21 protein-coding genes and 1 pseudogene are annotated in these 25877 nt (G+C 72.5%); 16 read left to right on the top strand and 6 right to left on the bottom strand.

Features of this window, described 5'->3' with window-relative positions:
- Nucleotides 1–946: 946 nt before the first annotated feature.
- The 3 genes from ACWGDB_RS10800 to ACWGDB_RS10790 are packed head-to-tail and all read left to right on the top strand — an operon-like array spanning nucleotide 947 to nucleotide 4199.
- On the top strand, nucleotides 947–1570 hold the full coding sequence (locus tag ACWGDB_RS10800; protein ID WP_453822115.1) for a toxin-antitoxin system, toxin component family protein: 624 nt from the start codon (nucleotides 947–949) through the stop codon (nucleotides 1568–1570).
- A gap of 2 nt (nucleotides 1571–1572) precedes the next feature.
- Complete coding sequence (locus ACWGDB_RS10795; protein WP_453822184.1) at nucleotides 1573–2796, top strand: MAB_1171c family putative transporter; 1224 nt, start codon at nucleotides 1573–1575, stop codon at nucleotides 2794–2796.
- On the top strand, nucleotides 2793–4199 hold the full coding sequence (locus tag ACWGDB_RS10790; RefSeq protein ID WP_453822114.1) for an NAD(P)/FAD-dependent oxidoreductase: 1407 nt from the start codon (nucleotides 2793–2795) through the stop codon (nucleotides 4197–4199). Before ACWGDB_RS10795 ends, ACWGDB_RS10790 begins: the two co-directional genes overlap by 4 nt.
- 194 nt (nucleotides 4200–4393) lie before the next feature.
- On the opposite strand, the gene ACWGDB_RS10785 is transcribed toward ACWGDB_RS10790, so the two are convergent.
- Both ACWGDB_RS10785 and ACWGDB_RS10780 read right to left on the bottom strand, forming a co-directional pair.
- Nucleotides 4394–5242 (bottom strand): SMP-30/gluconolactonase/LRE family protein, encoded by an 849-nt coding sequence (locus ACWGDB_RS10785; protein ID WP_453822113.1) that lies wholly within the window; start codon nucleotides 5240–5242, stop codon nucleotides 4394–4396.
- The gene (locus ACWGDB_RS10780; protein WP_383595618.1) at nucleotides 5239–6012 is read right to left on the bottom strand and encodes an IclR family transcriptional regulator; all 774 of its coding nucleotides are present in this window, start codon (nucleotides 6010–6012) and stop codon (nucleotides 5239–5241) included. The genes ACWGDB_RS10785 and ACWGDB_RS10780 overlap by 4 nt, the downstream gene beginning before the upstream one ends.
- A 258-nt stretch (nucleotides 6013–6270) precedes the next feature.
- On the opposite strand from ACWGDB_RS10780, the gene ACWGDB_RS10775 reads away from it, so the two are divergent.
- Nucleotides 6271–8373: a TerD family protein gene (locus ACWGDB_RS10775; RefSeq protein ID WP_453822183.1), complete on the top strand. Its 2103-nt coding sequence runs from the start codon at nucleotides 6271–6273 to the stop codon at nucleotides 8371–8373.
- A 48-nt stretch (nucleotides 8374–8421) separates the two neighbouring features.
- Here the strand turns inward: ACWGDB_RS10775 and ACWGDB_RS10770 are convergent, their stop codons facing one another.
- Entirely contained in the window at nucleotides 8422–8898 is a 477-nt protein-coding gene (locus tag ACWGDB_RS10770; RefSeq protein ID WP_453822112.1) for a hypothetical protein, read from the bottom strand.
- Between the two features lie 201 nt (nucleotides 8899–9099).
- On the opposite strand from ACWGDB_RS10770, the gene ACWGDB_RS10765 reads away from it, so the two are divergent.
- Complete coding sequence (locus ACWGDB_RS10765) at nucleotides 9100–9660, top strand: DUF2269 domain-containing protein (protein WP_453822111.1); 561 nt, start codon at nucleotides 9100–9102, stop codon at nucleotides 9658–9660.
- A 27-nt stretch (nucleotides 9661–9687) separates the two neighbouring features.
- Here ACWGDB_RS10765 and ACWGDB_RS10760 read toward each other — a convergent pair whose 3' ends face one another.
- Nucleotides 9688–10962: a PucR family transcriptional regulator gene (locus ACWGDB_RS10760; protein WP_453822182.1), complete on the bottom strand. Its 1275-nt coding sequence runs from the start codon at nucleotides 10960–10962 to the stop codon at nucleotides 9688–9690.
- A gap of 11 nt (nucleotides 10963–10973) precedes the next feature.
- Nucleotides 10974–11126, bottom strand: coding sequence for a hypothetical protein (locus tag ACWGDB_RS10755; RefSeq protein WP_167348315.1), 153 nt, complete (start codon nucleotides 11124–11126; stop codon nucleotides 10974–10976).
- Between the two features lie 201 nt (nucleotides 11127–11327).
- On the opposite strand from ACWGDB_RS10755, the gene ACWGDB_RS10750 reads away from it, so the two are divergent.
- From ACWGDB_RS10750 to ACWGDB_RS10705, 10 genes are all read left to right on the top strand, one after another.
- On the top strand, nucleotides 11328–12314 hold the full coding sequence (locus ACWGDB_RS10750) for a DUF3068 domain-containing protein (protein WP_453822110.1): 987 nt from the start codon (nucleotides 11328–11330) through the stop codon (nucleotides 12312–12314).
- 217 nt (nucleotides 12315–12531) lie between these two features.
- Complete coding sequence (locus tag ACWGDB_RS10745; protein WP_453822109.1) at nucleotides 12532–13740, top strand: glycosyltransferase family 4 protein; 1209 nt, start codon at nucleotides 12532–12534, stop codon at nucleotides 13738–13740.
- A gap of 28 nt (nucleotides 13741–13768) precedes the next feature.
- A complete protein-coding gene (locus ACWGDB_RS10740) occupies nucleotides 13769–14587 on the top strand; it encodes a class I SAM-dependent methyltransferase (protein ID WP_453822181.1) in 819 nt (272 codons plus the stop codon).
- Complete coding sequence (locus tag ACWGDB_RS10735; RefSeq protein WP_453822108.1) at nucleotides 14584–19050, top strand: alpha-(1->3)-arabinofuranosyltransferase domain-containing protein; 4467 nt, start codon at nucleotides 14584–14586, stop codon at nucleotides 19048–19050. The genes ACWGDB_RS10740 and ACWGDB_RS10735 overlap by 4 nt, the downstream gene beginning before the upstream one ends.
- On the top strand, nucleotides 19047–20444 hold the full coding sequence (locus ACWGDB_RS10730) for a condensation protein (protein WP_453822107.1): 1398 nt from the start codon (nucleotides 19047–19049) through the stop codon (nucleotides 20442–20444). Before ACWGDB_RS10735 ends, ACWGDB_RS10730 begins: the two co-directional genes overlap by 4 nt.
- Entirely contained in the window at nucleotides 20441–21196 is a 756-nt protein-coding gene (locus ACWGDB_RS10725; RefSeq protein WP_453822106.1) for a class I SAM-dependent methyltransferase, read from the top strand. Before ACWGDB_RS10730 ends, ACWGDB_RS10725 begins: the two co-directional genes overlap by 4 nt.
- 24 nt (nucleotides 21197–21220) lie before the next feature.
- Entirely contained in the window at nucleotides 21221–22147 is a 927-nt protein-coding gene (locus ACWGDB_RS10720; protein ID WP_453822180.1) for a hypothetical protein, read from the top strand.
- Nucleotides 22144–22383 (top strand): Trm112 family protein, encoded by a 240-nt coding sequence (locus tag ACWGDB_RS10715; protein ID WP_383624420.1) that lies wholly within the window; start codon nucleotides 22144–22146, stop codon nucleotides 22381–22383. The genes ACWGDB_RS10720 and ACWGDB_RS10715 overlap by 4 nt, the downstream gene beginning before the upstream one ends.
- Nucleotides 22380–23183, top strand: a complete 804-nt coding sequence (locus ACWGDB_RS10710) for an FkbM family methyltransferase (RefSeq protein ID WP_453822105.1) — start codon at nucleotides 22380–22382, stop codon at nucleotides 23181–23183. Before ACWGDB_RS10715 ends, ACWGDB_RS10710 begins: the two co-directional genes overlap by 4 nt.
- Entirely contained in the window at nucleotides 23149–23748 is a 600-nt protein-coding gene (locus tag ACWGDB_RS10705) for a hypothetical protein (RefSeq protein ID WP_453822104.1), read from the top strand. Before ACWGDB_RS10710 ends, ACWGDB_RS10705 begins: the two co-directional genes overlap by 35 nt.
- Here ACWGDB_RS10705 and ACWGDB_RS10700 read toward each other — a convergent pair.
- Nucleotides 23745–24626 carry an ATP-grasp domain-containing protein gene (locus tag ACWGDB_RS10700; protein ID WP_453822179.1) on the bottom strand — a complete coding sequence of 294 codons (882 nt, stop codon included), beginning with the start codon at nucleotides 24624–24626 and terminating at the stop codon, nucleotides 23745–23747. The genes ACWGDB_RS10705 and ACWGDB_RS10700 overlap by 4 nt on opposite strands.
- A 193-nt stretch (nucleotides 24627–24819) precedes the next feature.
- Between ACWGDB_RS10700 and ACWGDB_RS10695 the strand changes: the two are divergent.
- Nucleotides 24820–25870 (top strand): annotated as a pseudogene (locus tag ACWGDB_RS10695) (MerR family transcriptional regulator).
- Nucleotides 25871–25877: the final 7 nt, after the last annotated feature.

Here is a 25877-nt window from a genome sequence, read left to right as displayed (position 1 = left end):
GATTTGGGGGCTGGTCGCGCAGTCCCCGCGCCCCTCGGGGGCGTTGCCGATCGGGGCGTCCACTGGCCTGCCAGGCCCGTGTGGGCCACCGCCAATCCGCCTGCGGTGGCCAGAAGTTGCCTGCGATTGAGGCCAGGTCGTCCCCTTCCCTGCCCTTACTGGTCGAGTGCGTGGACGGCACGTTTCGAGACGCTCGAGGTGTTCGACATATCGGCTCCTGCCCGCAACTTCGAACGGGACCGTAGGCTGCAAGCGCTTGCCAGTCAATGGCTTGTGCATGAAATTGGAGGTGGGTGGGTTGGGGGGTGGAGGGGTGACCGGGTGGAGGAGGCGGGCGGGCGTGGGCAGCGGAGCCGGGCCCGTTCGCCGGCGACTGAAGAGAGGGCCACCAGGGAGCCATGGCCCTGGCTCTGGAGGGCGCTCGCGGTGACCAGGGTCGCCGAAACGGCGCCCGCGCCCGGAGGCCGAAGGTGGCAGGGCAGCCGAGGGACCCGGGGGCCGGGCGAGCCAGGCGGACCGAAGGGCCGGAGCGGACCAACAGCCGGGGCGGGATGAGGAATCGGCGCGGGACGAGGAGGTGGAGGGGGCGGAGCCGGCCCTAGGTGGCCGAGCGGGAGTGGAGCGGGGCCGGGCGGGCGTCGGTGGAAGCCCAGTGGCGCCGCGCTGGATGCCAACTGGGCCCTGGCGTGACAGATCCGCGCCCACGGGAAAGGGCGCAGAACCACAACGGGGCGGCCGAACAGGTGGCGAGCGGGCCGGAGCGGGTGTCCGGGCACGTGACCGGCGGGGCCGGGTGCTGTCCGGCCGTGAGCCCGCGGCAGCGCTCCCGTTTCGGGCGGAACCGGTCGTTCCCCGTTGAACTACGGTCGCCGGACCACATGACGGGGACACTTCCGGACGCGTAGGCTCGAACAGCCCGCAGACGGGCGGAGGAACTGGGGGTGCGATGGACATCGCGGGCGCGCGCACGAGGGCGGCCCGGGTCGCTGCGGTGCTGCGGCCGCGGCGCTCCCGTTCCGGTTCCGGGATGCGTGACCTGGCCTCCGATCTGAGTGCCGCCCTGCGGGCCGGACCCCACCCCCCGGCCGACGTACGCGAGTTGTGCCACGCCCTGTGCGCGGAGATGAGCGCGCGGCGCGGCGGACGGCCCGTCGAGCTGCGGTTCGAGCGGTTTCCCGACGAGATCGAAGTGACCGGGCTGTGGGTGGAGTTCCAGGACTTCGACCTGGTCATCGTCGAGGAGCGGGCCGAGGCGATGCAGCAACTGGTCATCCTCGGCCATGAGTTGTGGCACATGCACGCCGGTCACGGCCATCACCACACCGACGGTACGGCGGCCGCGCACGCGCTCGCCGGCACCCCCGGCTGGAAGGGCATCGCCCTCGCGGTCGCCGCCCGCAACGGCTCCCGCGAGCGGGACGAGGCCGAGGCGGACGACTTCGGGCACCGGCTGGCGGCCGCGTTCCGGCCGCTGTTGTCGGGGCGGGGAGAGGATGTGGCGCTCGGGCCGGTGCAGCGTTCGATGGGCTACCGCGGGAGCGGGAGCGGGAGCGGGAGGACGGCGCGGTGACCGTGCTGGCCTCGACCTCCTCAAGGCTCTTCGGCGATGTCCACATCTCCTTCTGGATCCCCACCGTAGCCCTGGCCGCCGCACTGGCGATCAAGCTGCCCAGCATCCTCAGGATGTGGCGGGACCCCCTGCTGCGCGCCGTCGGCGGTCTGCTGCTGTTCGCCTGCGCGGTGTTCGTCTTCGCCGCGCCGGGCACCATCGCCTGGACCAACCGCGTCACCGGGGTACCGAACATCTCGGCCCCGTGGGTGTATTCGCTGATCACCGCGCTGTGCGCGTCCTGGCTGCTGATGATCATCGCCTGGCGCAACGGCCTGTCCAACCGCTCGGCCGCCACCCGCCGGGCGACCCGCTGGGTCGTCTCCGTCTACGCCGGCGTGGTCATCACCCTGTGGGCGCTCTTCGCGCTCGCGGACGCCCCCGTGGAGCGGCTGCGGGACCTGGACACGTACTACGCCACAACGCCCTTCATGCGCGAGCAGATCCTGCTCTATCTGCTCGCGCACACCGTGGCCTGCACGATCACGGCAAGGCTGATCTGGAACTGGATCCGCACCGAGGGCCTCGACGCCTGGCTGCGCTGGGGCCTGCGGTTCCTGGGCGTCGGCTACGCGACGAACCTGCTCTTCGACGCGTCCAAGCTCACCGCCGTCGTCGCCCGGTGGACGGGCCACGACCTGGACTGGCTGAGCACCGACCTGGCGCCGTCGGCCGCCTGCGTCTCCGCCTCCCTGGTCGCGGTGGGCTTCATCATCCCGCACGCCGGCCAGTACCTGCACGAGCGCTGGCGCATCCGGCGCCGCCACCGGCACCTGCGTCCCCTCTCCGTGCTGATGCGGTCCGTCAACGGCGCCCGCGAGCCCTTCACCCTGCGCGGCACCCCGGAACTGCGCCTGATCCGCCGTGAGACATTCGTCCGCGACGGGCTGCTGCAGGTGTCCCGGCACCTCGACGAGGACCTGCGCGGACGGTCGTACGACGCGGCCCGCGCCCTCGGCTTCGAGGCCACCCGGGCGGAGGCCCTCGCCGCGGCCGTGACGATCCTGGACGCCGTCGACGTCAGGCAGCGGTCCCCGAAGGCAGACGCCGACGCCTCCCCGTCCGGCCCGGACACCGCGTATCTGCTGCGGGAGATCCAGGCCGTGTCCCGAGCCCTCCGCCATCCCAACGACATCGAGGCGGTACGCGCCCGAGCGACCGCCCCGGCAGAGAGTGCCCCCGCATGAATGAACGCCCCGCCCCAGACGTCAGAACCGCCGTCGTCCTGGGGGGATCCCACACCGGCATGCTCGCGGCCCGCGCGCTCGCCGGATTCGTCGACCGTGTGCTCGTCGTGGACCGCGACACCCTGCCCGGCGACCCGGGCCCCCGCAAGGGGCTGCCGCAGGCGCGGCACGCGCACATGCTGTGGTCGGGCGGGGTCCGGGCCATGGAGGAGCTGCTGCCGGGGGTCACCGAGGTGCTCGGGGACGCCGGGGCTCGCCGGCTGCCGGTCACGACGGACGTGGTCGCCATGTCGGCGCGGGGCTGGTTCCGGCGCTGGCCCGAGTCCCACCATGTGATCCTGGCCGGCCGGGATCTGCTGGACGCGACGATCCGGGCGCAGGTCCTCGCCGACGAGCGGATCGAGCTGGTCGAGCGCACGGAGGCGGTGGGGCTGGCCGGTACGGACGCCGCCGTGACGGGCGTACGGATCCGGGCGCACGACGGCGCCGAGCGCATTCTCCGGGCAGGCCTGGTCGTCGACGCCACCGGCCGCGGCTCCGGGGCGCCCCGGTGGCTCGGGGCCCTCGGTATTCCCGCACCTCAGCGGCGCGAGGTCGACCCCGGGCTGGCGTACTCCAGTCGGCTCTATCTCGCCCCCGAGGACGCCAGGGACGGCTTCCCGGTCGTCAACGTGCAGCCCGACCCGCGCGCTGGAGGGCCGGGCCGGGCGGGCTTCCTGCTGCCGATCGAGAACGGCCGGTGGATCGTCACCCTGTCCGGTACCCGGGGCGGCGAACCCACCGACGTGGCCGAGGACTTCGTCCCGTGGGCCCGCGAGAAGCTGCGGCACCCGCTGATCGGCGAACTGCTCGAGAACGCCGAGCCGCTGTCCGACGTGTCGGTCACCCGTGCCACCGTCAACCGCCGCTACTTCTACGAGCGGATGCCGGTGTGGCCGGAGAACTTCGTCGTCCTCGGCGACGCCCTCGCCGCGTTCAACCCGGTCTACGGACACGGCCTGGCGGTCGCCGCCCAAAGCACCCTGATCCTGCGGGACGTGATACGCCGTCAGGGCTGGGCAGCACCGGGTCTGTCACGCCGCGTCCAGAAGGCGGTGGCCCGCCCGGTCGGCGCGGCCTGGGACCTCGCCATCGGGCAGGACGTCTTCTACCCGGGCGCAACCGAAGCGGGCCCCACCCTCCGCGAACGGCTCGTCGCCGCCTACGTGGACCGCCTCATGCACACCGCCACGGGCAACGGCCGCATCGCCCGCCGAGTCACGGACGTGACCTCCCTGGAGCGCACCGCCGAGGTACTGCTGTTCCCGTCCGTCCTCCTGGCCGCGGCAATCGGCCCACTCAAGCCGGCACTTAACGGACCGCCGTTGACTGCGGAGGAGCGGAAGGCTGCGGGGTTGGCGTAGAAGGGTGGCTGCGTGGGCGGGGTGGGCCGAGCCGCTGCAGTGCCGTTACGCGGGCCGCCATGTGCCGACGGGCAGGGGCCCGCAACACCGGTCCCCGCAAACCTCGTTGGGCGGGCGAACGCCGTAGCGCGGTGCCCGTCGGCGCGGGGGTGGCAACGGGCAACCGAGCCCTCGGACCCCACCCCCGGCCCGCCTCAGCCCCTGAACGCCGGCTGTGCCAGCCCTTTCCCCGCGCCCGGCACCACGAACACGGATCCCGCCAGCGCGGGCGGTGAGGCGAGGCCGACGCGGGCCGTGGTGATGTACAGGTCCGTCAGGTCGGGGCCGGCGAAGGTGCAGGCCGTCACTCGGGGGACGGGGAGTGGGATCACGCGGTCCAGCTCGCCGGCCGGCGTGTAGCGCCGTACCGCCGCACCGTCCCACAGGGCCACCCACACGCAGCCCTCGGCGTCGACGGTGAGCCCGTCCGGGAAGCCGGCGCCGTCCTCGATCTGGACCAGCGGGCGCCGGTTCAGGGGCCGCCCGTCGGCGAAGTCGAAGACGTCGACACGGCGCGTCGGGGAGTCGACGTAGTACATGAGCTGCCCGTCCGGACTCCAGCCCGTGCCGTTGCTCACGGCCACGTCGTCGAGGACCACCTCGACCGAGGCCTCACCGGTGATCCGGGACAGGGTGCCGCCGCCCGGCGCCTCGTCGTAGCGCATGGTGCCCGCCCACAGGGACCCGTCGGGCGCGACGGCGGCGTCGTTGGCGCGGCGGCCGGGGACGGGTTCGTGATGCAGCCAGCGGAAGCGGTGGTCCGGGTCGAGGAGCGCCACGCCGTCCCGGAGGTTGAGGACGAGCCCGCCGCCGACGCGCGGCTTGACGGCGCCGATGTGCTGGTGGGTCGTACGGACCGTGCGACGCCCGGAGACGGGGTCGTAGGTGTGTATCCGCGCACCGAGGATGTCGATCCAGACCAGCCGACCACTCCCCGGATCCCAGGTCGGCCCCTCACCGAGCTGCGCCTGCGCGCGCACGGCCACCTCGTACGGCGCCGTCACGCAACGCTCCGGTACCCCAGGCGCTCCGACAGTTCGGCGGCCCCCTTGGCGGAGAGCTGCTCCAGCTCGGCACGCCGCTCGTCGCTCCAGCGGATCATCGGCACGGAGATGGAGAGCGCGGCGACGACCTGCCCGGTCCGGTCCCGCACGGGCGCGGCCACGCACGACACGTCCGGGTTGGACTCCCGGCTCTCGACGGCGATCCCCCGCTGCCGGATCTCGGCGAGGGCCTCGCGCAGCGCGCCGGGGTCGGTGATGCTGTTGGGCGTCATGGCGACGAGCTCGGCCCCGTCGGGGATACGGGACGACAGCTCCGAGTCGGGAAGGGAGGCCAGCAGCATCTTGCCGACGGACGTGCAGTGGGCGGGCAGCCGACGCCCCGCCGCGGACACCATCCGTACCGCGTGCGTCGAGTCGACCTTCGCGATGTAGATGACGTCCGTGCCCTCGAGGATCGCCACGTGCACGGTCTCGTCGCACGTCTCCGCGACGGACCGGGCGACCTGCTGCCCCTCGGCCGCGAGGTCGAGCTGCTCCGCATAACGACTGCCGAGCTGGTACGGCCGTACACCCAGGCGGTACCGTCCCGGCTGCCCCGGGACCTGGACGATGTACGACCGAGCCGCCAGAGTGGTCACCAGCTCGTGCACGGTGGTCCTCGGCAACTGGAGCTTGCGCACGATGTCGGGGGCGGAGAGCGTCCCGTCCCCGTCGAGGAAGAGCTCGAGAATGTCGAGAGCCCGGGTCACGGCTGGTACGAGGCGTCCCACGTGCGGCCCCCTCCCTTGCATGCGAGGCTGCGTTCGAGATTTCAACAGCCGATCGGAATAACGAACACAGGCTACTCAAAGTGCGTTTCCGCGGGCAATGGCCTTGCGCGGACCGGCTGGAAAGCTCCGCAGACGCGATGTACGGCCAGTACCGTTGCCCGTGTGCGGCACGTCACACTGTGCCGCATGGGGAGGCGCCGGGGGTGGCCGCATACGCATGCCCCCAGGCGAGCGATATGGGGGGTTTGTGTGCGCGAAATGACCAAGGGCTCGAACGTGGCCCTGACTGCCCTGAGTGAAGACGTCGGCTCGGTGATCGTGAGCCTGGGCTGGGTCAGCCCGACCGGTGAGGGCGACGCCGATGTGTCCGTCCTCCTGCTGGACACGAACGGAAAGGTCCGCAGCGACGCCGACTTCTACTTCTACAACAACCCGGTGGCTGCCGACGGCAGCGTGCAGCTCCTGGGGAAGACGCCGACGGAGGACGGCAACGAGGACCGGATCTCCTTCGATCTGACAGCGGTCCCGCCGGAAGTCGACCGGATCGTCGTGGCCGCGAGCCGGTACGGCGAAGCCCGCTTCGGGGAATTGGACGCCCTGCAGGTGAGGCTGGCAGACGCGGCCGGTGAGAGCCTCCTCCGCTTCGCCATCGACGACGCCGGCGAGGTGAGCGCGATCATCTTCGGCGAGGTGTACCGGCGCGGGGAGGAGTGGAAGTTCCGGGCCGTGGGCCAGGGCTACGACACCGGTCTGGCCGGCCTGGCGACGGACTTCGGGGTCGACATCGACGACGACGCGGCCGAGCCGGAACCCGAGCCCGAGTCCGAGTTCGGGTCCGAGTTCGGGTCTCCGGGCGAGCAGGAGGCGAGGTCCACGGCGGAGGCGCCGGCCGGGGCGAGCAGCAGCGGCCGGCCGGATCCCACGGTCCCGGCCGCCGTACCGGCCACGCTGGAGGCGGTCCCGGCGCCCCGCCGCCCGGACACCGCCGAGACCGGGCCGACGAGGCAGCCCGCAGTGCGGGCCTCGCGGCCGCGTACGGCGAAGAAGAAGGTGGCCCTGCCCAAGGTGACCAGGACGTCGCTGGCGGAGAACGACTCCTGGAGGCCTGCCAGGCTCTTTCCCGTGTCGGCGCTCAAGAACGACCGGGAACGGGAGACGCGTGCCACCTCGGTGCTGTTGTCGGTGATGGCGCAGGTGCCACGGTTCGGCAGGCGCCTCACCGCCGCGTTCGGGGCGCCCTCGGGCCGGATGGAGACGTTCACCGAGGTGTCCCTGCCGCACGGCGACACGCCCCGGCGCCCGGACGGAGTGATCCGCATCGAGCGGGCCGGCAAGCTGTGGACGGCCCTCGTCGAGACCAAGACCAACGGCAACCCCCTCAAGGCCGACCAGGTGCAGGCCTACATGGACATCGCCGCCCGGCGCGGCTACGAGGCCGTGATCACGGTGTCGAACGACGTCGCGCTGGAGGGCAGTCCGCTGGTCGACGTCAAGATCGACCGACGGCGCAAGCACAAGGTGGCGCTCTGGCACCTGTCGTGGGCCGAAGTGGCCTACCAGGCACAGCTGCTGATCCGGCACGAAGGAGTCGGCAACGCGGCGCGCACCTGGCTGCTCGAGGAGTTGCTGCAGTACCTCCAGCACGAGAACTCCGGCTGCCACGGTTTCCAGAACATGGGCTCGGCCTGGGTGCCGGTACGCAACGGCATCAACGACGAGACCCTGTGCCAGGGTGACCCACGCTCCCTGGAAGTGATCGAGAGCTGGGAACGGCTGATCCGCCAGGTGTGTCTCAGGCTCGGCGGCGAACTCGGGCAGAAGGTGCTGCCCGTCCAGCGCGCCAGGCGTGGCACCGATCACGGAACCCGCCGGATTCAGCTGGCCGACCACCTGTGTCTGGAGGGGCGGCTCCAGGCGGAGCTCCGTGTCGAGCAGGCCCCGGGCGTGCTCACGATCGGCGCCGATCTGCGCACCGGCAAGCTGCGTACGTCCGTCGAGATCCCCGCTCCCGAGCAGGGCTATCCGCTGACCTGGGCCAAGCGTCTGATCCGCCGTCTCGCCGAGGCACCGGCGGACCTGCACGTCGAGACCCTGCTGGAGGGCGAGACGGGCGGCCCGCGCGGCACCCTGGAACGCCTTCGCCCCGAACCGGCGGACCTGCTTCCCAAGAACACGGCAACCCCGATCAGTGGCTTCCGGCTGTCCCTCTTCAAGGGCATGGGGAGCAGCCGAGGCAACACCGAGTCGGGGTTCATCCGCAGCGTGGACGAAGCGGTGCACCGCTTCTACACGACGGTCGTGGTCCACCTGGACCAGCCCGCGCCGCGACGAGCCGCGCCGAAGGAGCCGGCGCGTACGTAGCAGCGGGCGGGGGCGTCCTGGTACGGCCCCCCTCGCCAGGTCCGTCCATCAGCCACGAGGCTTCCCGGCGCGGGTGTACGTCACGTCGAAGTCCGTCGTCCACCGCTCACCGTCAGGGGACTGCTCCCACCGGCCCTCGATCATGTCGCCGTCGGGGCTGATGGTGGCGGTGAGGCGTTGGTGGAAGTCGGGGGCCGAGCGCCACTGGTGCCAGGTGCGGGCGGTCATGGTGGCTCGGTAGGTGCGGGCGACGGCGCGGCCGTCGGCGTAGAGGGCGGTGAACTCGTCGGCCGTGTCGTCGTAGCCGATCAGGGAGACGGTGGGGAACGGGGCGTTCGGGCCCCACTCGCCCGGGAGAGAGGTCTCCGGGACGACGTCCGAACGCTGGACCAGGAAGGCGCCGCCCTCCAGCCAGGCGAACTCCGTCCTGAGCGGGCCGACACTGCGGCCGAGGGCCCACAGGTCCCACTCGCCCACGAAGGCGTCGAGCTGACGCAGGGCGGGGTGGGGTGACGGTTGGCGCATCAGGGTCTCCTCTGCTCGGAAGCGGGGCGCTTCTCCTCGTATCCCCGCTGCTCCGGTGATGACATGGCCCGGCGGCCGGAATCATCGGCACCGCGTGGCGAACGGAGCAGGGCGGGCGGCGCCGGGTACGCCGACGTCAGTACGCGGGGTTACTCCCGCCGTCAGACGTCCTCGGCGACCTGGCCCGGCACGGTGGTGTCCATGTCTTCCACGTCGTCCGGGAAACTGAGCCGGCCCGCCCGCCGGGCCGCCCTCGTCGTCCATGTCATCGCCTCCGCCGGCTGGCTCGGGCTCACGCTCGGGCTGCTCGCGCTCGGGATCACCGCGGCCACCACCGGGTCCGCGGTGACCGTGGAGGCGTCCGTGCGGGCCATGAAGCTGTTCGCCGACTGGCTCCTGCTGCCGGTCGCCCTTCTCACCCTGGTCAGCGGGCTCATGCTGTCGCTGGGCACGCACTGGGGGCTGGCGCGGCACCGATGGGTCCACGTCAAGTTCTGGGTGACCCTCGGCACGACCACCGCCACCGTCTTCGCCCTGCGCCCCGGCGTGACCTCCGCCGTCGAGGCCGTCGCCGCGGGCGGGCCGCTGCCCGACGCCGGGGACGTGCTGTTCGGGCCGATCGTGTCGCTGTCGGCGTACGTCTTCATGACGGTGATCTCGATCCTCAAGCCCTGGGGGCTCACGCGCCGAGGCCGACGCCTGCGCGCCGCGTCCGCCCGCACCCCGTCCCGCCGCACGGAGCCCGCCCGCCAGACCACGTGACAGCAGGTACCGAGCACCCCGCACCTGCTACCTCGGCGCCTCCCCCAGCACCCCCCTCAACCGCTGGGCCCGCAACACCAACTCCAGCTCGAACCGTCGATCCGGGTCGTCCATCTCGTCGCCCCACAGCTCCCGGATCTGACGGAGGCGGTACCGAACCGTCTGGGGGTGGACCCCCAGACGGGCCGCCACCTCCGGCGCCCCGCCCCTGGTTTCCAGCCACGCCAGTAACGTCTCCGCCAGCCGCCGCCCGTGCGTGGGCCCGCAGTGCTGCAGCGGTGCCAGGCACCGCACCGCGAGGTCGTCGATCAGCTCCTCGGGCTGCAACAGCACGAGAGCTTCCGTGTGCTCGGTGCAGTACAGGACGTCGCCGGCCGGCAGCAGCCCCCGTTCCATCAGGCGTACGGCCGCCTCGGCCCAGCGCAGCGACTTCGCCGCGTCGGCGAGGGGCACCGGGGGGCCGATCGCGCCCGCCCAGCCGGTCAGGGCCCGGTGCAGCAGTTCGGGGCGGCCGCCGGCGTCCGGCTCGGGGACGACCATGCGCGGCTGCTCGTACTCCATGTCGAGCAGCACCCCCTGCCCCACGGCCGGCGCCACGGCCTCCCGTGCCGGGCGCAGTAACACCCCCACGGCGACCTTCTCGGGCAGCGGCCAGCCGATCCGGGCCGCCCGCTCCGTCAGGGCGTCCGCCGGATCGCCCCGGTGGTGCTCGGCCAACAGCAGCTCCATCAGGCGGCGTTGCAGACGCAGCCGCTCGCCCGCCTGCCGTGCCGCCGCCTCGGCGTAGCCGCGCACCGACTGGTCGACCAGGCCGTCCAGGTACTCGTAACCCGCGTCCACCAGCTCGTACATCGCGGGCGGCGGAATGTCGACGATCTGGCCGATCTCGGCGAAACGGCGCCAGGCCAGCCGTACGCCCAACCGGTAGATCGCCTGGAGCGAGTCCAGGGAGCGGCCGTTGTAGCCCTCGCCGCGGCCGAAGTCCTGGAAGACGCCCGGCGGTACGGTCGGGCGGCCCTCCGACTTCTCCAGGTGCTCGACGAAAACCTCTATGGCGCGGCGGATGCCGACCAGGGCCATCGGCTCGCCCGACTCATCGAGAACGACGGGCAGTTGGGGGTACTCGCGCTGGATCTCGCGCAGGATCTGCTCGGCGAGGGCCGGGGCGTCCGCCATGACCAGCTCCGCGAACCGGCGGACCTGGAAGCGGGGTACGTCACGCCAGGCCGAGCGGGTGGGGGCCGCCGGAGTGTCGGGGGAAGCCGGGGTGGCAGAGGATGCCGTGGCTGCCGGGGTGCGGATCGCGGCCACGGTCAACTCCCCTGGCCCGCTTGCTCGTACGTGATCAAGGGTGTGTTCGGCTGGTCGGGTGTCGCTTCCAGCAGGGCGACGACACCGAGCGCGGCACCCACCGCGAGTACGGCGGCGAGCGCGACGGTCAGTGCGGCGGCGAGCAGTCTGGACATAGCAGGGTCAGCCTCTCTGCATCCGGAGGTCGTCCCCACCCCGGTGGTGCCAGCCTGTACCCGACCCCTGCCTGTCGGCTTCAGTCTCGACAAGCCGGGACATCCCGTCAAGACATTGACACTTCGTCAAGGTAACCCCTACGGTTCCCGGCCCAAGAACGGCCAGGCATCGACCCCGCGTCAACCCCACAGGAGTGCCGGATGCGCCGTACAGCCTCACCTCTCTCGTTGATCCTGCTGGGCCTCGGCACGTTTCTGCTGGTACTGGCGCCCATGCTCGCCTGGTACGTGGCCCCGCGTGCCGCCGTGAACCCCATCGACATCGACACCACCGCCGTCTACAAAGGCACCGGCAGCGTCTTCGACACCGACAAGGTCGAGACCGTGCCGGACCAGAACATCACCGTCACCCAGCGCGTGCGCGGCAATGTGGCGGAAAGTGAGCGCAGCGGCAACGCCGTCTGGGACGTGATCACCACCGTCGACACCGACAAGTCGCTGCCGGCCGACGACCCGCACGACGCACTGGACTTCACCCCGCACCGCTGGGTGACGGACCGCACGACGACGAAACCGGTGCACTGCTGCGAGGAGACGCCGTACATCGAGGGCGAGGCGTATCTGAAGTTCCCGTTCGACGTGGAGAAACGCTCCTACCAGTGGTGGGACAACACCGGCGGGACCACGATCACCCTGCGCTACGACGGCACCGAGAAGATCCAGGGCTACACGGGATACCGGTTCACCGGGACGGTCGCACCCCGCAAGGTCGGCACCCGGCTCGTCCCCGGCACCCTCGTCGACGAGCCGGACCGGCCGCAGGTGCTGGCCGAGGAGTGGTACTCCAACCACGGGTTCAGGCTGGTCGTGGATCAGGCCACCGGCCGTGTGATCTACGCGCAGACCGGCCCGCGCCGCACCCTGCGGGCGCCCGGCGGCGAGAAGGACGCGGCGGTGCTGCTGGACAGCGAGAAGATCGCGTTCACCACGGCCACGCAGAAGGAGGCCGTACGGCAGGCGAAGCGGGACAGCGGTCTGCTGCGCACGGTGGGCGAGACGCTGCCGATCGGGACTGCTGGGGCGGGATTCGCACTTGCGGTGGTGGGTGGCGTTTTGGTGGTACGAGGCAGGAAGCGCCCTGAATCCCCCGGTACGGCCGAGATGCCCCAGCCGTCGCTCACAATGTGACGTGACGTCAGCTCTAACAAAGCCGGAAATTGTCACGTCGGTGAGTAGCCGTGGCGAACTGCTGGGCGAAAACTGTCCAACCCCACCCGGACACAGCCTGTCCACACCCCACGCACAACGACCGTAAGCAGTCCAGGACCTTTGATACTCCCCACAGGAACCCAAACCCTCCCTCCCCCACGCTGAGTTCCGCACCCTGAGACGAGTTGGAGCACGCATGCCCCAGCACGTGCCCTCCCCTCCCCCGTTCTCGAATTCGCTCGAGCGGGGGGACCCCCATCGCGCCACTCTCCCCTGGGCGTCGCAGCAGCACCCTCCGGCGCTTCCCCCACATCCGCGCCGAATCGTTTTTCTCGCCCACCGTGACCTGGGCAACCGGTCCGCCGGCGGCTCCGAGCTGCTGGTCGACCGCCTCGCCGACGGCCTGACCCACCTCGGCCACCAGGTCACCCTCCTGTGCGGGGGCCCCGCGGCCTACCGCGACTACCGGGTCGTGTCCGCCGGCGGTTCCTACGGCCACTACCTGCGTGCCCGGTCCGCCTTCGCCCGTCAGGTCGGTGACTGCGACCTGCTGGTCGAGGTCTGCAACGGGATGCCGTACTTCGCCCCCCTCTGGCATCGCGGGCCGACGGTGTGCCTGGTCAACCATGTCCACACCGATCTTTGGAAGATGCGGTTCGGCGGGGCGCTGGCGCCTGCCGCGCGCCTCGGGCGAAGACTGGAGCACTGGGCGCTGACCGGTGCGCAGCAGCGGAGTCTGATGGTTGCCGTGTCTCCGTCGACCGCGCAGGCGCTCCGCGGGATCGGCGTCGACCGGGAACGTATCCGTGTCGTGCACAACGGGGTGGAGGAGCCCGGCCCCCTGGGTGACCGCTCGCCGGAGCCGCTGTTCGTGGCCGTCGGACGACTCGTCGAGTACAAGCGGATCGATCTGCTGCTGCGGTTGTGGGAGCGGGTGCGGCCCGTGACCGGGGGGCGGCTCGTCATCGTCGGGGACGGTCCGGAGCGAGCGTCGCTCGAGCAACTCGCCGGGCCCGGTGTCGAGTTCGTCGGTCATGTGTCGGAGGCGGAGAAGCACCGGCTGCTGTGTGCGGCGTGGCTGCTGCTTCATCCCTCGGCCGTGGAGGGGTGGGGGCTCGTCGTCACCGAGGCCGCGACCCGGGAGACGCCGACCATTGCCTTTGATGTGCCTGGGCTGCGGGATTCCGTCGTGGACGGGGAGACGGGTGTGCTGGCCGCCGGGGAATCGTCCTTCGCCGCCGCCTGGTGCACGCTCGCGTTGTCCGGGCATCGGCGGGAGTTGATGGGCAAGGCCGCGCGGGATCGCGCCGCGCGGTATCGCTGGGACCGGACTGTGCGGCAGTTCCTGGCGGTTGCCTCGGAGGCCGTGCGGCGGGGCGACGGGGCGGGGTGTCGTGACGCCTAGACGCCGATTCGGTGAGGCCGTCTCGCGGGTGACGGTGCGTCGTGGCTGGTCGCGCCCGCGCGGCGGAGCCGCAAATGTCACAGCCCCGCGCCCCTATCGGGGCGCTTCACCACCCCCGGTTGCGAAGGACCCCTCCTTTCGGCGGTCCCTTGCTCTCTTCCGGGCGTTCCTCCATGAACAGGACGACCCGGAAGCCTGCTATTCGCTGCTCGCCCGTGACGCCGTCGACCAGGTCGAGGCCTACGACGGACCCGTCGCCGGGCGTACCGTCGTGGACGTCGGTGGTGGTGGCGGGTACTTCACCGACGAGTTCCGGCGGCGAGGTGCGTACGCCTATCTCTTCGAGCCGGACGTGGCGGAACTCGGTGCGAAGCCGCCGGAAGGGGCCGTCGTCGCCGACGGGTACTTGCTCCCCCTGCGCGACGGCGTCGCCGACGTCACCTTCTCCTCCAATGTGCTGGAGCATGTGGCCGATCCGCAGACGTTCCTCAGTGAGCTGGCCCGGGTGACCCGGCCCGGTGGGCTGATCTACGTGTCGTTCACGAACTGGCTGTCCCCGTGGGGCGGTCATGAGTGGGCCCCCTGGCACTACCTCGGTGCCGAGCGGGCCCGCGCCCGCTACCGGCGCCGTACCGGGCGGGCCGCGAAGCACACCCTCGGCGAGAACCTCTTCGCCGTGCACATCGGCGCCACGTTGCGTCAGGTCCGCGCCCGTGACGACGTAGAGGTCGTCTCGGCGCGCTCCCGCTACTGGCCGTTCCTCGCGGAGGCCGTCGTCAAGGCGCCCGGCATACGCGAGTTCGCCACCTGGAACCTCCTCCTCATCCTCAGGCGGTGCCCACCATGACGACGACCACGGTCCAGGCTCCTCCCCCGGCAGCCGTGCCCACCTCCGCGCCCTCCTCGGGGCCGCCGGAGGGGCCGCGCTCGCGGCGCTGGCTGCTGGGGTTCTGGGCCGTGGTGTTCGTGCTGTTGCTGGCGGTGCAGCCGGGGCGGCAGACGTTCGACACCAAGCTGGGTGTGACCGTCGATCCGGGGCAGTTCCTCGCCGATCTCGGGCAGTTGTGGCAGGACGAGGGCAGTTTCGGCGGGATCCAGAATCAGTACTCGGGCTATCTGTGGCCGATGCTGCCGTTCTACTGGCTGGCCGATGTCGTACGGCTGCCGGTGTGGCTGGCGGAGCGGCTGTGGCTGTCGCTGATCGTGTCGGTGGCCTTCTGGGGTGCGCTGCGGCTGGCCGAGCGGCTGCGGGTGGGGAGCGGGGCGTCGCGGCTGGTGGCGGCCGTGGCGTATGCGCTGTGGCCCGTCTTCACCGTCGTCGTCGGGTCCACGTCCGCTGCCGCGCTGCCCGGTGCCCTGCTGCCGTGGGTGCTGCTGCCGCTGACCGACGAGCGGTACGCCGCACGGGTCGCCGCGCTGCGCTCGGCGCTGATCATCCCGTTCATGGGGGGCGTCAACGCCGCCTCCACACTCGCCTCACTGCTCCCCGTCGGCCTCTATCTGCTCTCCCGGCCGCCCGGGCCACGGCAGCGGAAGCTGATCGCGTGGTGGGTGCCGGGGGTCCTCCTGGCGACCGCCTGGTGGGTGATCCCGCTCCTGCTGCTCGGCACGTACGGCGAGAACTTCCTTCCCTACGTGGAGAGTTCGCAGACCACGACCGAGACCATGGCGGCGACGGAAGCGCTGCGCGGCGGCGGCAACTGGGTCGCCTATCTGCACTTCGGTGAGGCCTGGCTGCCGGCCGGCTGGACCGTCGCCGCGTCCGTCGTCGTGATCGTCTGCTCGGCGCTCGCCGCCGGGCTGGGGCTTGCGGGGCTGGCCCGGCGGGACATGCCGGAGCGGCGCTGGCTGGTGCTGACCGTGGTGACGGTCGCGCTGATCCTGCTCGCCGGGTACGGCGGAACGTTCGGGGCACCCTTCCACGGGGTCGTGCAGGACTGGCTGGACGGCGCGCTCGTCCCCTTCCGCAACATCTACAAGTTCCAAACGGGGCTCGCCCTGGCGCTGGTGCTGGGCCTCGCCCATCTGGCGGGCGTGGCGGCCCAGGCCCGCGGGGCACGGCCGGTGCGGGGGCGGCGGTTCGCGCCGCTGATCGCGGCCGTGCTGGTGCTGCCGGGGCTGATGTGGCCGTACCTCAACGGCTCGATCCTCAACCCCGGGTCCTTCAAGGAGATCCCCAAGTACTGGCAGGGCACGGCCGACTGGCTGGAGAAGTACTCCCCCGACGCCCGCGCCCTCGTCGTGCCGGCCACCGCGCACGGCATCTACAGCTGGGGCTCGACCATCGACCAGCCGCTGGACGTCCTGGCCGACTCCCGCTGGGCGCAGCGGGACTACGTCCCCTTCGGCACCCCCGGCAACCGCCGCGCGATGGACGCGGTGGAGCAGGCGCTGGTCAGCGGCGGCCAAGTGCCGGGCCTAGCCGACTACCTGAGCCGCGCAGGGATCCACTACGTCGTCGTCCGCAACGACCTCGACCCGGACCAGATCGGCCACGTGCCGACGACGACGGTGAAGCGGACCCTGGAGCAGTCCGGGTACGAGCGGGTGACGGGCCTCGGGCCGGTCACGACCGGCGGGACGATCGCCCCGGGCACTCCGCTGCAGGTGGAGGGGCTGTATCCGCGACAGCGGGCGGTCGAGATCTACAAGCCGGCCGGCGCCGACGTGCCGCGTCCGCACCAGGCCGGGCTGCAACCGGTCGCCGACACAGCCGTCGTCTCGGGCGGTCCGGAGGCGCTGCTGCCACTGGCCTCCGAACTGCGGGGCAGGGCAAGCGTGTTGACCGGCGACAACCACCCGGGGCTCGGCTCGCCTCCGGTACAGGTGATCGGCGACGGGCTGCGGCGGGCGGACACCCGGTTCGGGCTGGTCAACGCCAACACGTCGTACACGTACACGCGCGACGAGCGCAACGCGCCCGACGCCGCGCAGGACGCGGGCGAGAAGCCGCACCAGATCCTGCCGACGACCGGCCTCGGCCACCAGACGGTGGCCGAGCTGCGCGGCGCACGGTCGGTGACGGCCTCGTCCTACGGCAGCTGGCTCTTCCATCTCCCGCAGTTCGACCCGGTGAACGCCTTCGACGGCAACCCGGACACCGCGTGGACCGAGGGCTCGGAGGGGTCGCCGGTCGGGGAGTGGCTGCGGATCGCGTTCGCGGGCGGCTCGTACGACATGCCGTCGTCGGTCAAGGTCAGGCCGCTGCCGCAGGAGGGTGTGCGGGAGGCGCCGACGCGGGTGCGGGTGGAGACGGAGAAGGGGTCGGCGAGCTCGGTCCTGCGGCCGGACGGCACGACGCAGACGGTCAAGGTGCCCGCGGGTGAGACGAGTTGGATGAAGCTGACGATCACGGACTCCGTCTCCCGGCGGGCCGGACTGACCGGGGCGGGCTTCTCCGAGATCGACCTGCCGGACGTACAGGTGACCCGGCTGCTGCGGCTGCCCACCGACGCCGGGAAGCCGGGGGCCGCCGCCGAGATCGTCTCCCTGTCCCGCACGGCCGACCCCACGGGCCTCTCACCGACGGGCACGGAGGCCGGTCTGCACCGGCGCTTCACGACGTCCGCGGCGGGGTCGTACGAAATGCGGGCGAGTGCGGTGCCGGTGGCGGGCGAGGAGCTGGACCGGCTGCTGTACGAGGTGGCGCCGGAGCAGCAGAACCGGATCGTCGCCACCGCCGACTCCACCGCCCGGCTGGGGGCGGGCCTGTCGCCGCGCAACCTCACCGACGGCGACCTGACCACGGCGTGGATCGCGGGTGACCGGCCCACGATCCACCTCCGCTGGCCCGGAAAGCAGGCGGTGGGAGAGATCGTGCTGGCGCCGGCGGGCGGTCTGGCCACGCGTCCGACCGAGGTGCACATCAGCTCGCCGGACGGTGCGGTGATCGCCGGGGTCGACGAGAACGGCTGGGTCCGCTTCCCGCCGATCACGACCGACCGGCTGGACATCACCATCACCGAGACCGCCCCGCTCACCCTCTACAACCCGATGGTGGACGAGGACCTGCAGCTGCCCGTGGGCCTGACGGAGGCCTACGTCCCGGCCCTCGACCAGTACCGGACCCCGCAGCCGAGGGAGTCCCGGCCGTTCTCGCTGCCGTGCGGGAAGGGGCCGGTGGTCGCGGTGGACGGGGAGCTGTACCGGACGAGCGTGCGCGGCACGGTACGGGACCTGATGGAGCGGCGGCAGGTCGATGTGACGCTCTGTCAGCAGGGGCGTGACGACACCGAGCTGCAGCTGTCGGCGGGTGATCACCGTGTGGAGGGCGGAGACGCGGGGCCGCTCGCGCTGACCGCGGTGACGCTCACGCGCGGCACGATCTCCGAGGCCTCGACCGCCGGGCGTCAGCTGGGCATCCGGGACTGGCTCGGCGACCGGCGCGCGGTGACCGTCGGGTCGGGCGCGGCGAGCTACCTCACGACGTACGAGAACTTCAACGACGGCTGGCACGCCACGCTGAACGGCAAGGAACTGACGCCGGTACGGCTGGACGGCTGGCAGCAGGGCTGGCGGATCCCGGCGGGCGCCGGCGGCACGGTCGAGCTGTCGTACGAGCCGGCGGTGATGTACGAGGGCGGGCTGATCGGCAGCGCGGTCGCGATCGCGCTGCTGGCCGGGCTGGCCCTGTGGCGCCGCCGCGCACCGAACCCGGACGAGCCGCAGCCCGCCCCGCCGCTGCCCGGCCTGTGGCTCGGCACGGTGGCCGTGACGGTGGTGGGCGTACTCATCGCCGGCTGGTTCGCCCTGCTGGTACCGGCCCTGGCGCTGGTGGCGTGGCGCAGGCGTGCGCTGCTGGTGCCGATCGCGCTCGTGGCGCTTGCGGGAGCGGGGATCGCTGCGGCGGTGGGAGCCGGGGAGCCGGTGGGGGCGCAGGACGGCGCCTTCGGGCCCGCGGCTCAACTGCTGGCGCTGATCGGGTTGTTCGCCGGTGTGGTGGGGGTTCGGGAATCGGCGGAGGCGGTCGGATCCGCGGGCGGCCCCGACCGTCGATCGGGTCTGCCCGGCTCCACGGCTGTGCTGCCGCCGGTTGCGGGAGGTGGCGGTGCTTCCGGCACGGCCTCCCCGGAGCGGCCGACGCGCCCCTTGCCGCAGCGGGAGCGGGGCCGCAGTCCGATGGGAACCGAACCTCCCGGCCCGGCGGATCCCCGTACCGACTCGGGGCCGACCGTTTCCGCGCGCGGTCCCGGCGCGCCGGTTCCGGATCCGCCGACCGCGCGGATCGCGCCCCGCAAGCCGCGCTTGCGGGTGACCGGCTCCGAGAGCCCGCCGGAGTCGGACGAGACCGGGAAGGGCGAAGCCACATGACCGCACTGCAGCAGCCCGCACGCGCCGAAGGTCCGCTGCGGCCGCCGGCACGTGTCCCGTTCCCCGTCGTGGACGAGGTCGCCCGGCACTGCCTCCAGGAGGAGGAGCCGGAGACGGTGCACATCGAGGTCCACCTGCCGGGGCCGCTGGACGCGGGGCGACTGCGTACGGCGTTCGGGGAGGCACTGCGCCGGCATCCGCGGATCCTCATGCGGGAGGCGCCGGGGCAGTGGTACCGGCGCCGCTACGAGTGGGAGCTGACGGCGGAACCGGACGTGGAGGTGGTGACCTTCCCGGCGCCTGGACGGGACGCGCTGCGGGACGCACGGACGCGGGCCCTGACCCAGGCGCCGCCGCTGTCGCTGTCACCGCCGATCCGGCTGGAGGTGGTGGAGGGGCCGGGGCCGGTCGAAGGGAGCGAGGCCACCGATGCCGTGGGTGACGCGCGCGCGGCAGGTGCGCCCACCCGTGCCGCCGCACCGAGCGGGTCGCACGGGACCGTGCTGTTCCTGACCATCAATCACACGGCGCTGGACGGCCCCGCCTGCCTCCGGGTCGTCGCCACCGCCGCGGAGCTGTACGGAGGCAGGGACAACTCCCCCGCTGCCCCGCCCACCCGGACGACAGAGACCCAGCCCCTCACCGAGGAGACGCCCTCCAACTGGTCGCCTCCCGCCCGAGTGGCCCCCGGCACCCCCGAGCCCTCGCCCGGCAACGGCATGCTCGTCACCGAACTCCCGCTCCCCCACCGCCCCAAGGGCTCCCCGTACACGGTCAACGACCAGCTGATGGTCACCACCGCGCTGACCCTCGCCCACTGGAACCGCGAGCACGGCGCCCGGCCCCGCCCCCTGCGCATCACCATGCCCGTGGACGACCGCCCCCGTGACGCCACCATGCCCATCGGCAACGGCACCCGGCTCGTGGAAGTCCCCTTCAGTACGGCGGAGTTGGCCGCGCACGGCCCGGACGACATGCCCGCCCTGCTGCACCGCACGGCCACCCGCACCCGTGCCCTCAAGTCCCTGCCCCGCCCCCAACTCGGCCACGGCGCCTCCCTCCTCACCGCCCCCTGGGCTCCGGTCGGCGTCCGCGCCGCCCTCACCCGCGGTCTGCGCAGAGCCGCCGCGCCCTGGACCTCGACCACGCTGCTCAGCAACATCGGCCGTATCCCGTACCCCCTGGACTTCGGCGAGGAGGCCGGTCGCGCGCACGCCGTGTGGTTCTCGGCGCCCGCCCGGATGCCCCGCGGCCTGACCGTCACCACCGCCTCCACCGCGGGCCGTCTCCACCTCGCCCTGCGCTGGTCGCGCGCCCTGCTCAGCCACGGCGACGGCGCCCACCTGCGGGACCTCTTCGAGCACTACCTGCACCGCACGGAGGTGACCCCGTGACGACCTCCCCCGTGAAACCCCCCGAACTGCGCGACTTCTACGAGAACCCCGACGTCCCCGTCGCCTCCGGCACCCCCCGCAGCCGCCGCCAGGCCCGCATGCTCGCCGAGGCCCTGGCGTCCGGGCCGGAAGCGGAGGCGGGGGCAGCCGGCCGTGCACGCACGATCCTCGACATCGGCTGCGGCGACGGCACCGCCGCGGCCACCGCCGCCCCCTACCTCCCCGGCCACCGCATCGTCGGCATCGACTGGTCCCAGGACGCCCTGCGCCGGGCCCGCACCCGGATCCCGTACGCCGTCCGCGGTGAACTCACCGACGGCGGGCTGCCGTTCCGGACCGGCTCCGCCGACGCCGTGCTGTTCAGCGAGGTGATCGAGCACCTCGTCGACCCGGACGCCGCCCTGGACGAGATCCACCGCGTGCTGCGCCCCGGCGGCCACCTGATGCTCTCCACCCCGAACCTGGCCGCCTGGTACAACCGTGCCCTGCTGCTGGCCGGGGTGCAGCCGGTGTTCTCCGAGGTCAGTCTGCGGGGCATCCACGGCCGGCCGGGGCGGGAGGTCGTGGGACATCTGCGGCTCTACACCGCCCGCGCGCTGCGGGAGTTCGTGGCCGCGTCCGGCTTCGAGGTCGTACGCCTCGCGGGCGCCCCCTTCCACGGCGTACCGCGCCCGCTGCGCCCCCTGGACCGGCTGGCCTGCGCCAGACCGCCGCTCGCGTCGATCCTGCTGCTGCACGCACGACGGACCTAGGGGGCGTACACCATGTGGTGGGGAGTGGGCGCGGCCCTGATGGCGAACACCCTGTACAGCCTCGGTTTCGTCCTGGAGAAACGGGCGCTCACCTCACTTCCGCAGGTGAGCATCCGGCAGCCCGCCCGGCTGCTGCGGCTGGTGCTCGGCAGCCCGCTGTGGATCGGCGGCTCGCTCGCCCTCGCCGCCGGTTTCGGAGCGCAGCTCGTCGTCTACCGCACGCTGCCCATCGCCGCCGCGCAGGGCATCTTCGTCTCCGGACTCGTGCTCCTCGTGCTGCTCTCGGCACGGCTGCTGGGAGAGGAGACCAGCGGGCGGGAGCGGTACGCGCTCGGTGCGATCCTCGCCGCGCTGCTGATGGTCGTGCTGTCCCTGCGGGAGGGACCGGGCGGCGGCGAGACCGTCGGCCGGGCCGCCCCGTATCCGCTGATCCTGCTGGTGTGCGTGCCCTCGCTGGCGGCGGGCGTGTGGCTGTACAACTCCGCCGAGCGCAGGGCCCGGCACCGGCACCGGCTGCCGACGACCGGCGTCGAGTACGGGGTGGCGGTGGGGCTGCTGTACGGGGTCAGCTCGCTGGCCATCAAGGGAGTGTCGAGCTATCTGACGACGAGCGGAATCGGCGGCGCCGTACTGGATCTGCTGCGCTCGCCGTACCCGTACCTCCTGCTGTTCACCGGCGCGTTCGGGCTGGTCATGTCGCAGGCGGCGCTGCAACGCTGCCGGGCCTCGCTGATCGTGCCGGTGTGCACGACGGTGACCTGCCTGTACACGGCCGTACTCGGCACGCTGTCGTTCGGCGAGGCGCTGCCCGAGGAACCGCTGCGGCTGGCGCTGCGGGTCGCGGGTACGGCGCTCGCCGTCGTCGTACTGCTGTCGATGCCGAGGCACGACCCACCGGCCGCACCGTCTCCCCAATCCCCGATCGGAGCCAAGGAGTTGACCCCACCATGAAGCCCGACGACCCGTTGCTCCAGATCCTGGCGTGCCCACTCGACAAAGGGCCGTTGCACCTCGTCGTGCCGGACGGGCCGGGTGCGGCGGAGGAGGCGGCGGCCGAGGCGCTCTACAACCCGCGCCTGCACCGCCGTTACCCGATCGTGGACGGCATCCCCCAGCTGCTGCCGGCCTCGGGGGAGCAGGTCTCCGACGACGAACACGAGGAACTACTCAAACGGATGGCCCCATGACCCTGGCCGCGAGCATCGCCCCCCTGCTGCCCACCCGCCTGGTCGCCGCCGTCGCCCGGGCCGTGTACCCGCGCTTCGAGCCCGAGCTGGCCCGGCTGGCGGAGCTGTGCCCCGCCGGGTGCGGGACGGCCGTGGACGTCGGCGGATGGTACGGCCCGTGGACGCGGCGACTGTCGAGAAGGGCCCGCCGGGTGGTGACCGTGGAACCGGTCCCGCACCTCGCGCGGCTCCTCGCCGCGACCGCACCGCCCAACGTCCGGGTCGTACAGGCCGCGGCGGCCGAGCGCCCCGGCGCGGCCCGGCTCTGGCTGCCGCCGCACGACGCGGGCGACCGGGGGGTGTCCTCCCTGGTCCGCCGGAACATCCACGCCACGGCGCTGCCGGTCAGCTGCGTCACCCTCGACGAACTCGGCCTCAAGGACGTCGGTTTCGTCAAGGTCGACGTGGACGGCAGCGAGCTCGCTGTGCTGCGCGGCGCGACCGGACTCCTCGCGCGCGACCGGCCCGCCCTGTTCGTCGAGCTGGAGTCCCGCATCCAGCCGATCGCCCCGGTGCTGACGTATCTCTCCCTGCTCGGCTACGACGGCTGGGTCCTGCCGGGCCGCGACTGGATCCCCCTGTCCGCCTTCCCGCTGGAGGCCCACCAGGCCGAGGCAGCCCATGTCGTCACCCACGGCCTGCTGCGCCGGGTGCTGCCGTTCCGCGGCCCCCGGTACGTCAACTCGGTCCTCTTTCTCCCCGACGGCCGCCGCCCCGTGGGCGACGATGGATCGCATGCCCTCCGGAAAGCACCCCGCTAGCCCCTTCACGCCGCTCGACTTCCAGCTGGTGCTGCTGCGCCGCATGGCCGACCACAACCCGGACCTCGTGGACGGCGCCCGCCACGAACTGGGCGTCTCAATCGCCGACATGCGCGAGGCCAACAAGCGCTGGCAGGCGATGGTCCGCTCCCCGCGAGCCCGCGGGGCCGCCTCCCGCTACCGCTCCGTGCTGGGCGCACCCGAGTCGGTCATCACCCGCAAGGTCGGCGACCTGGACTGCGAGGCCTGGCTGTGGCCGGTCCCGCTCTGGCCCGGCCTCCGCTTCGAGGTGCTGCTCGCCCCGAACGGCGCGGTCTGGAACGAGTGGCTCGTCCGCGCCCCGGGAGCCGAGGCCCCACCCCTGCGAACCCTGTCCGACCTCACCCCTTGGTCCTGCACGGTCGACGAGGCGGCCCGCGCCTTCGCCCCCGCCCGGCCCCTGGAGGGAACGGCCCCGACACGCTGGGGTCTGGCGTTCGCCGCGCCGGACGGGGAGGGCGTGCGGCGTGAGGTGGTGGCGGAGTTCACGTGGGGGTTGTTGCAGCGGGTGGCGGTTCGCGGCTAGCCGACGGCCGCGGCGAGAATCGCCGCCACGACCCCCGGCACCGACCCGGGATGCAGCGACAGGAACAGATTCGGCTCGACGAGCTCCAGCTCCATCACCCGCGGCTGCCCGCCCGGCCCGTCCTCACCGTCGACGAGGTCCACGCGCGCGTACAGCAGCTCGGCGGTGTGCGGTACGGCGGCCAGGGCGCGTTCGGCGACGGTGAGTTCGGCCGGGGTGGGGGTCCAGGGTCCGAGGCCGGGGTGGGCGACCTTGTGCTCGTCGTACGGCGTGCCGGGGGTCAGGACGGCACCCTTGCGGCTGGCGTGCAGCAGGCGGCCGCCGTAGAACTGCAGGGCTCGCTCCCCGCTGACGTCGATGCCCTGCACATACGGCTGCACCATCGCCGTGAGCCCCTCGGCATGCATGCGCGCGAGGTGCCGTACGGCCGTGTCGTGCCCGTCGGGCGTGTACCGGGCGGCGAAGCGGGCGCCGGCGCCGGAGGTGGGCTTGATGACGTACTCGTGGTCGAGGGGGAGGTCGGGGGTGTCACCGGGGGCGAAGTAGCGGGTGGGCACCACGGGCAGCCCGGCCTCGGCGAGGTCGCCGAGGTAGCGCTTGTCGGCGTTCCAGCGGACCACCTCGGCCGGGTTCGCCAGCCGGGTGGCCTTGCCGCAGCGCTCCGCCCAGGCCAGGAACTCGTCCGCGCGCCAGCTGTAGTCCCAGGTGGAGCGGATCACGGCGAGGTCGTACCCGCCCCAGTCGACCTGCTCGTCGTCCCAGTACACGGTCTCCGCCTCGGCCCCGGCCTCCCGCAGCGCCCGCACCAGCACCGGGAGGTCGCGGTCGACGGCGACCTCGGGGCCGGGACGGCAGGTGACGAGGGCGATGCGGGCCACGGTGGGTTCCTCCAGGTCGGACGCAGACAGGACGGCAGGCAGCACGGCCGGTAGCACGGCTGTGCGATCCGCAGGCTAACAAGCGCTTCCCGGGCAGCGCTCCCGGAACCGTGGCGGGCCGCTTGACCTTCACCTTCGGTGAAGCCACAGCATCGGTGCCGAGGAACCGGAGGGGATCTGGATGCGCGAGACCATGCTGACGATCGGGGCCTTCTCGAAGGCCTGCCGCCTGTCGCCGAAGGCACTGCGGCTGTACGACGACCTGGAGCTGCTCAAGCCCCGCCGGGTCGACCCGGACACCGGGTACCGGTACTACGCCGTCGACCAGCTGGAGCGGGCCCGCCTGGTGGCGTGGCTGCGGCGGCTCGGCATGCCGCTGGCCCGCATCCGTCAGGTGTGCGCGTTGCCGCCGGCCGACGCCGCCCACGCGATCCGCGCCTACTGGGCGCAGGTCGAGGTGGAGACGGCCGTACGGCGGGATCTCGCCGCGTTCCTCGTCGACCAACTCGTCGCAGTACCGAGGAAGGACCACCATGCTGGAACTCCGCTACGCCGCCCACTCCGACCGGGGCCGGACCCGCCCCGCCAACCAGGACACCGCCTACGCCGGCACCCGGCTGCTCGCGGTGGCCGACGGCTTCGGCCCCGCGGGCGTCCCCGCGAGCAGCGCGGCAGTGGAGGCGCTGCGCTTCCTGGACACGGCCGAACTCCCGGCGGGCGACGTCCTGAACCTGCTGGAGGAGGCGGTGCGGGGCGCCACGGAGGCGGTCCGGGACGCGGTGGACGGTACCTCCGAGGACGCCGGTACGACCCTGACGGCACTGCTGTGGACGGGCTCCCGGCTGGCCCTGGTCCACATCGGCGACTCCCGCGCCTATCTGCTCCGCGACGGCGCCCTGTTCCGCGTCACCGAGGACCACACGCTGGTCCAGTCGCTGATCGACGAGGGCCGGCTGACACCGGAGGAGGCCACGAGCCACCCCCAGCGCTCCCTGCTCCTGAAGACCCTCTCCCCGGCCACTCCCCCGGACCTGCGCCTCCGGGACGCCGAGCCCGGCGACCGCTATCTCCTCTGCTCCGACGGCCTGTCCACGGTCGTCCCCGACGCCCGTATCCGCCATCTGCTCACCACCGCCCCGTCCCCCGACACCGCCGTACACGCCCTGATCGACGCGGCGAACGAGGCGGGCGGCCCGGACAACGTGAGTTGTGTGGTGGCGGACGTGGTGGGGGCGCCGGCCTGACCGACGC

The sequence above is a fragment of the Streptomyces sp. NPDC055013 genome, from assembly GCF_053608645.1.
The sequence above is the reverse complement of the archived record's forward strand: the minus strand, read 5'-3'. Positions and strand labels throughout refer to the sequence as shown.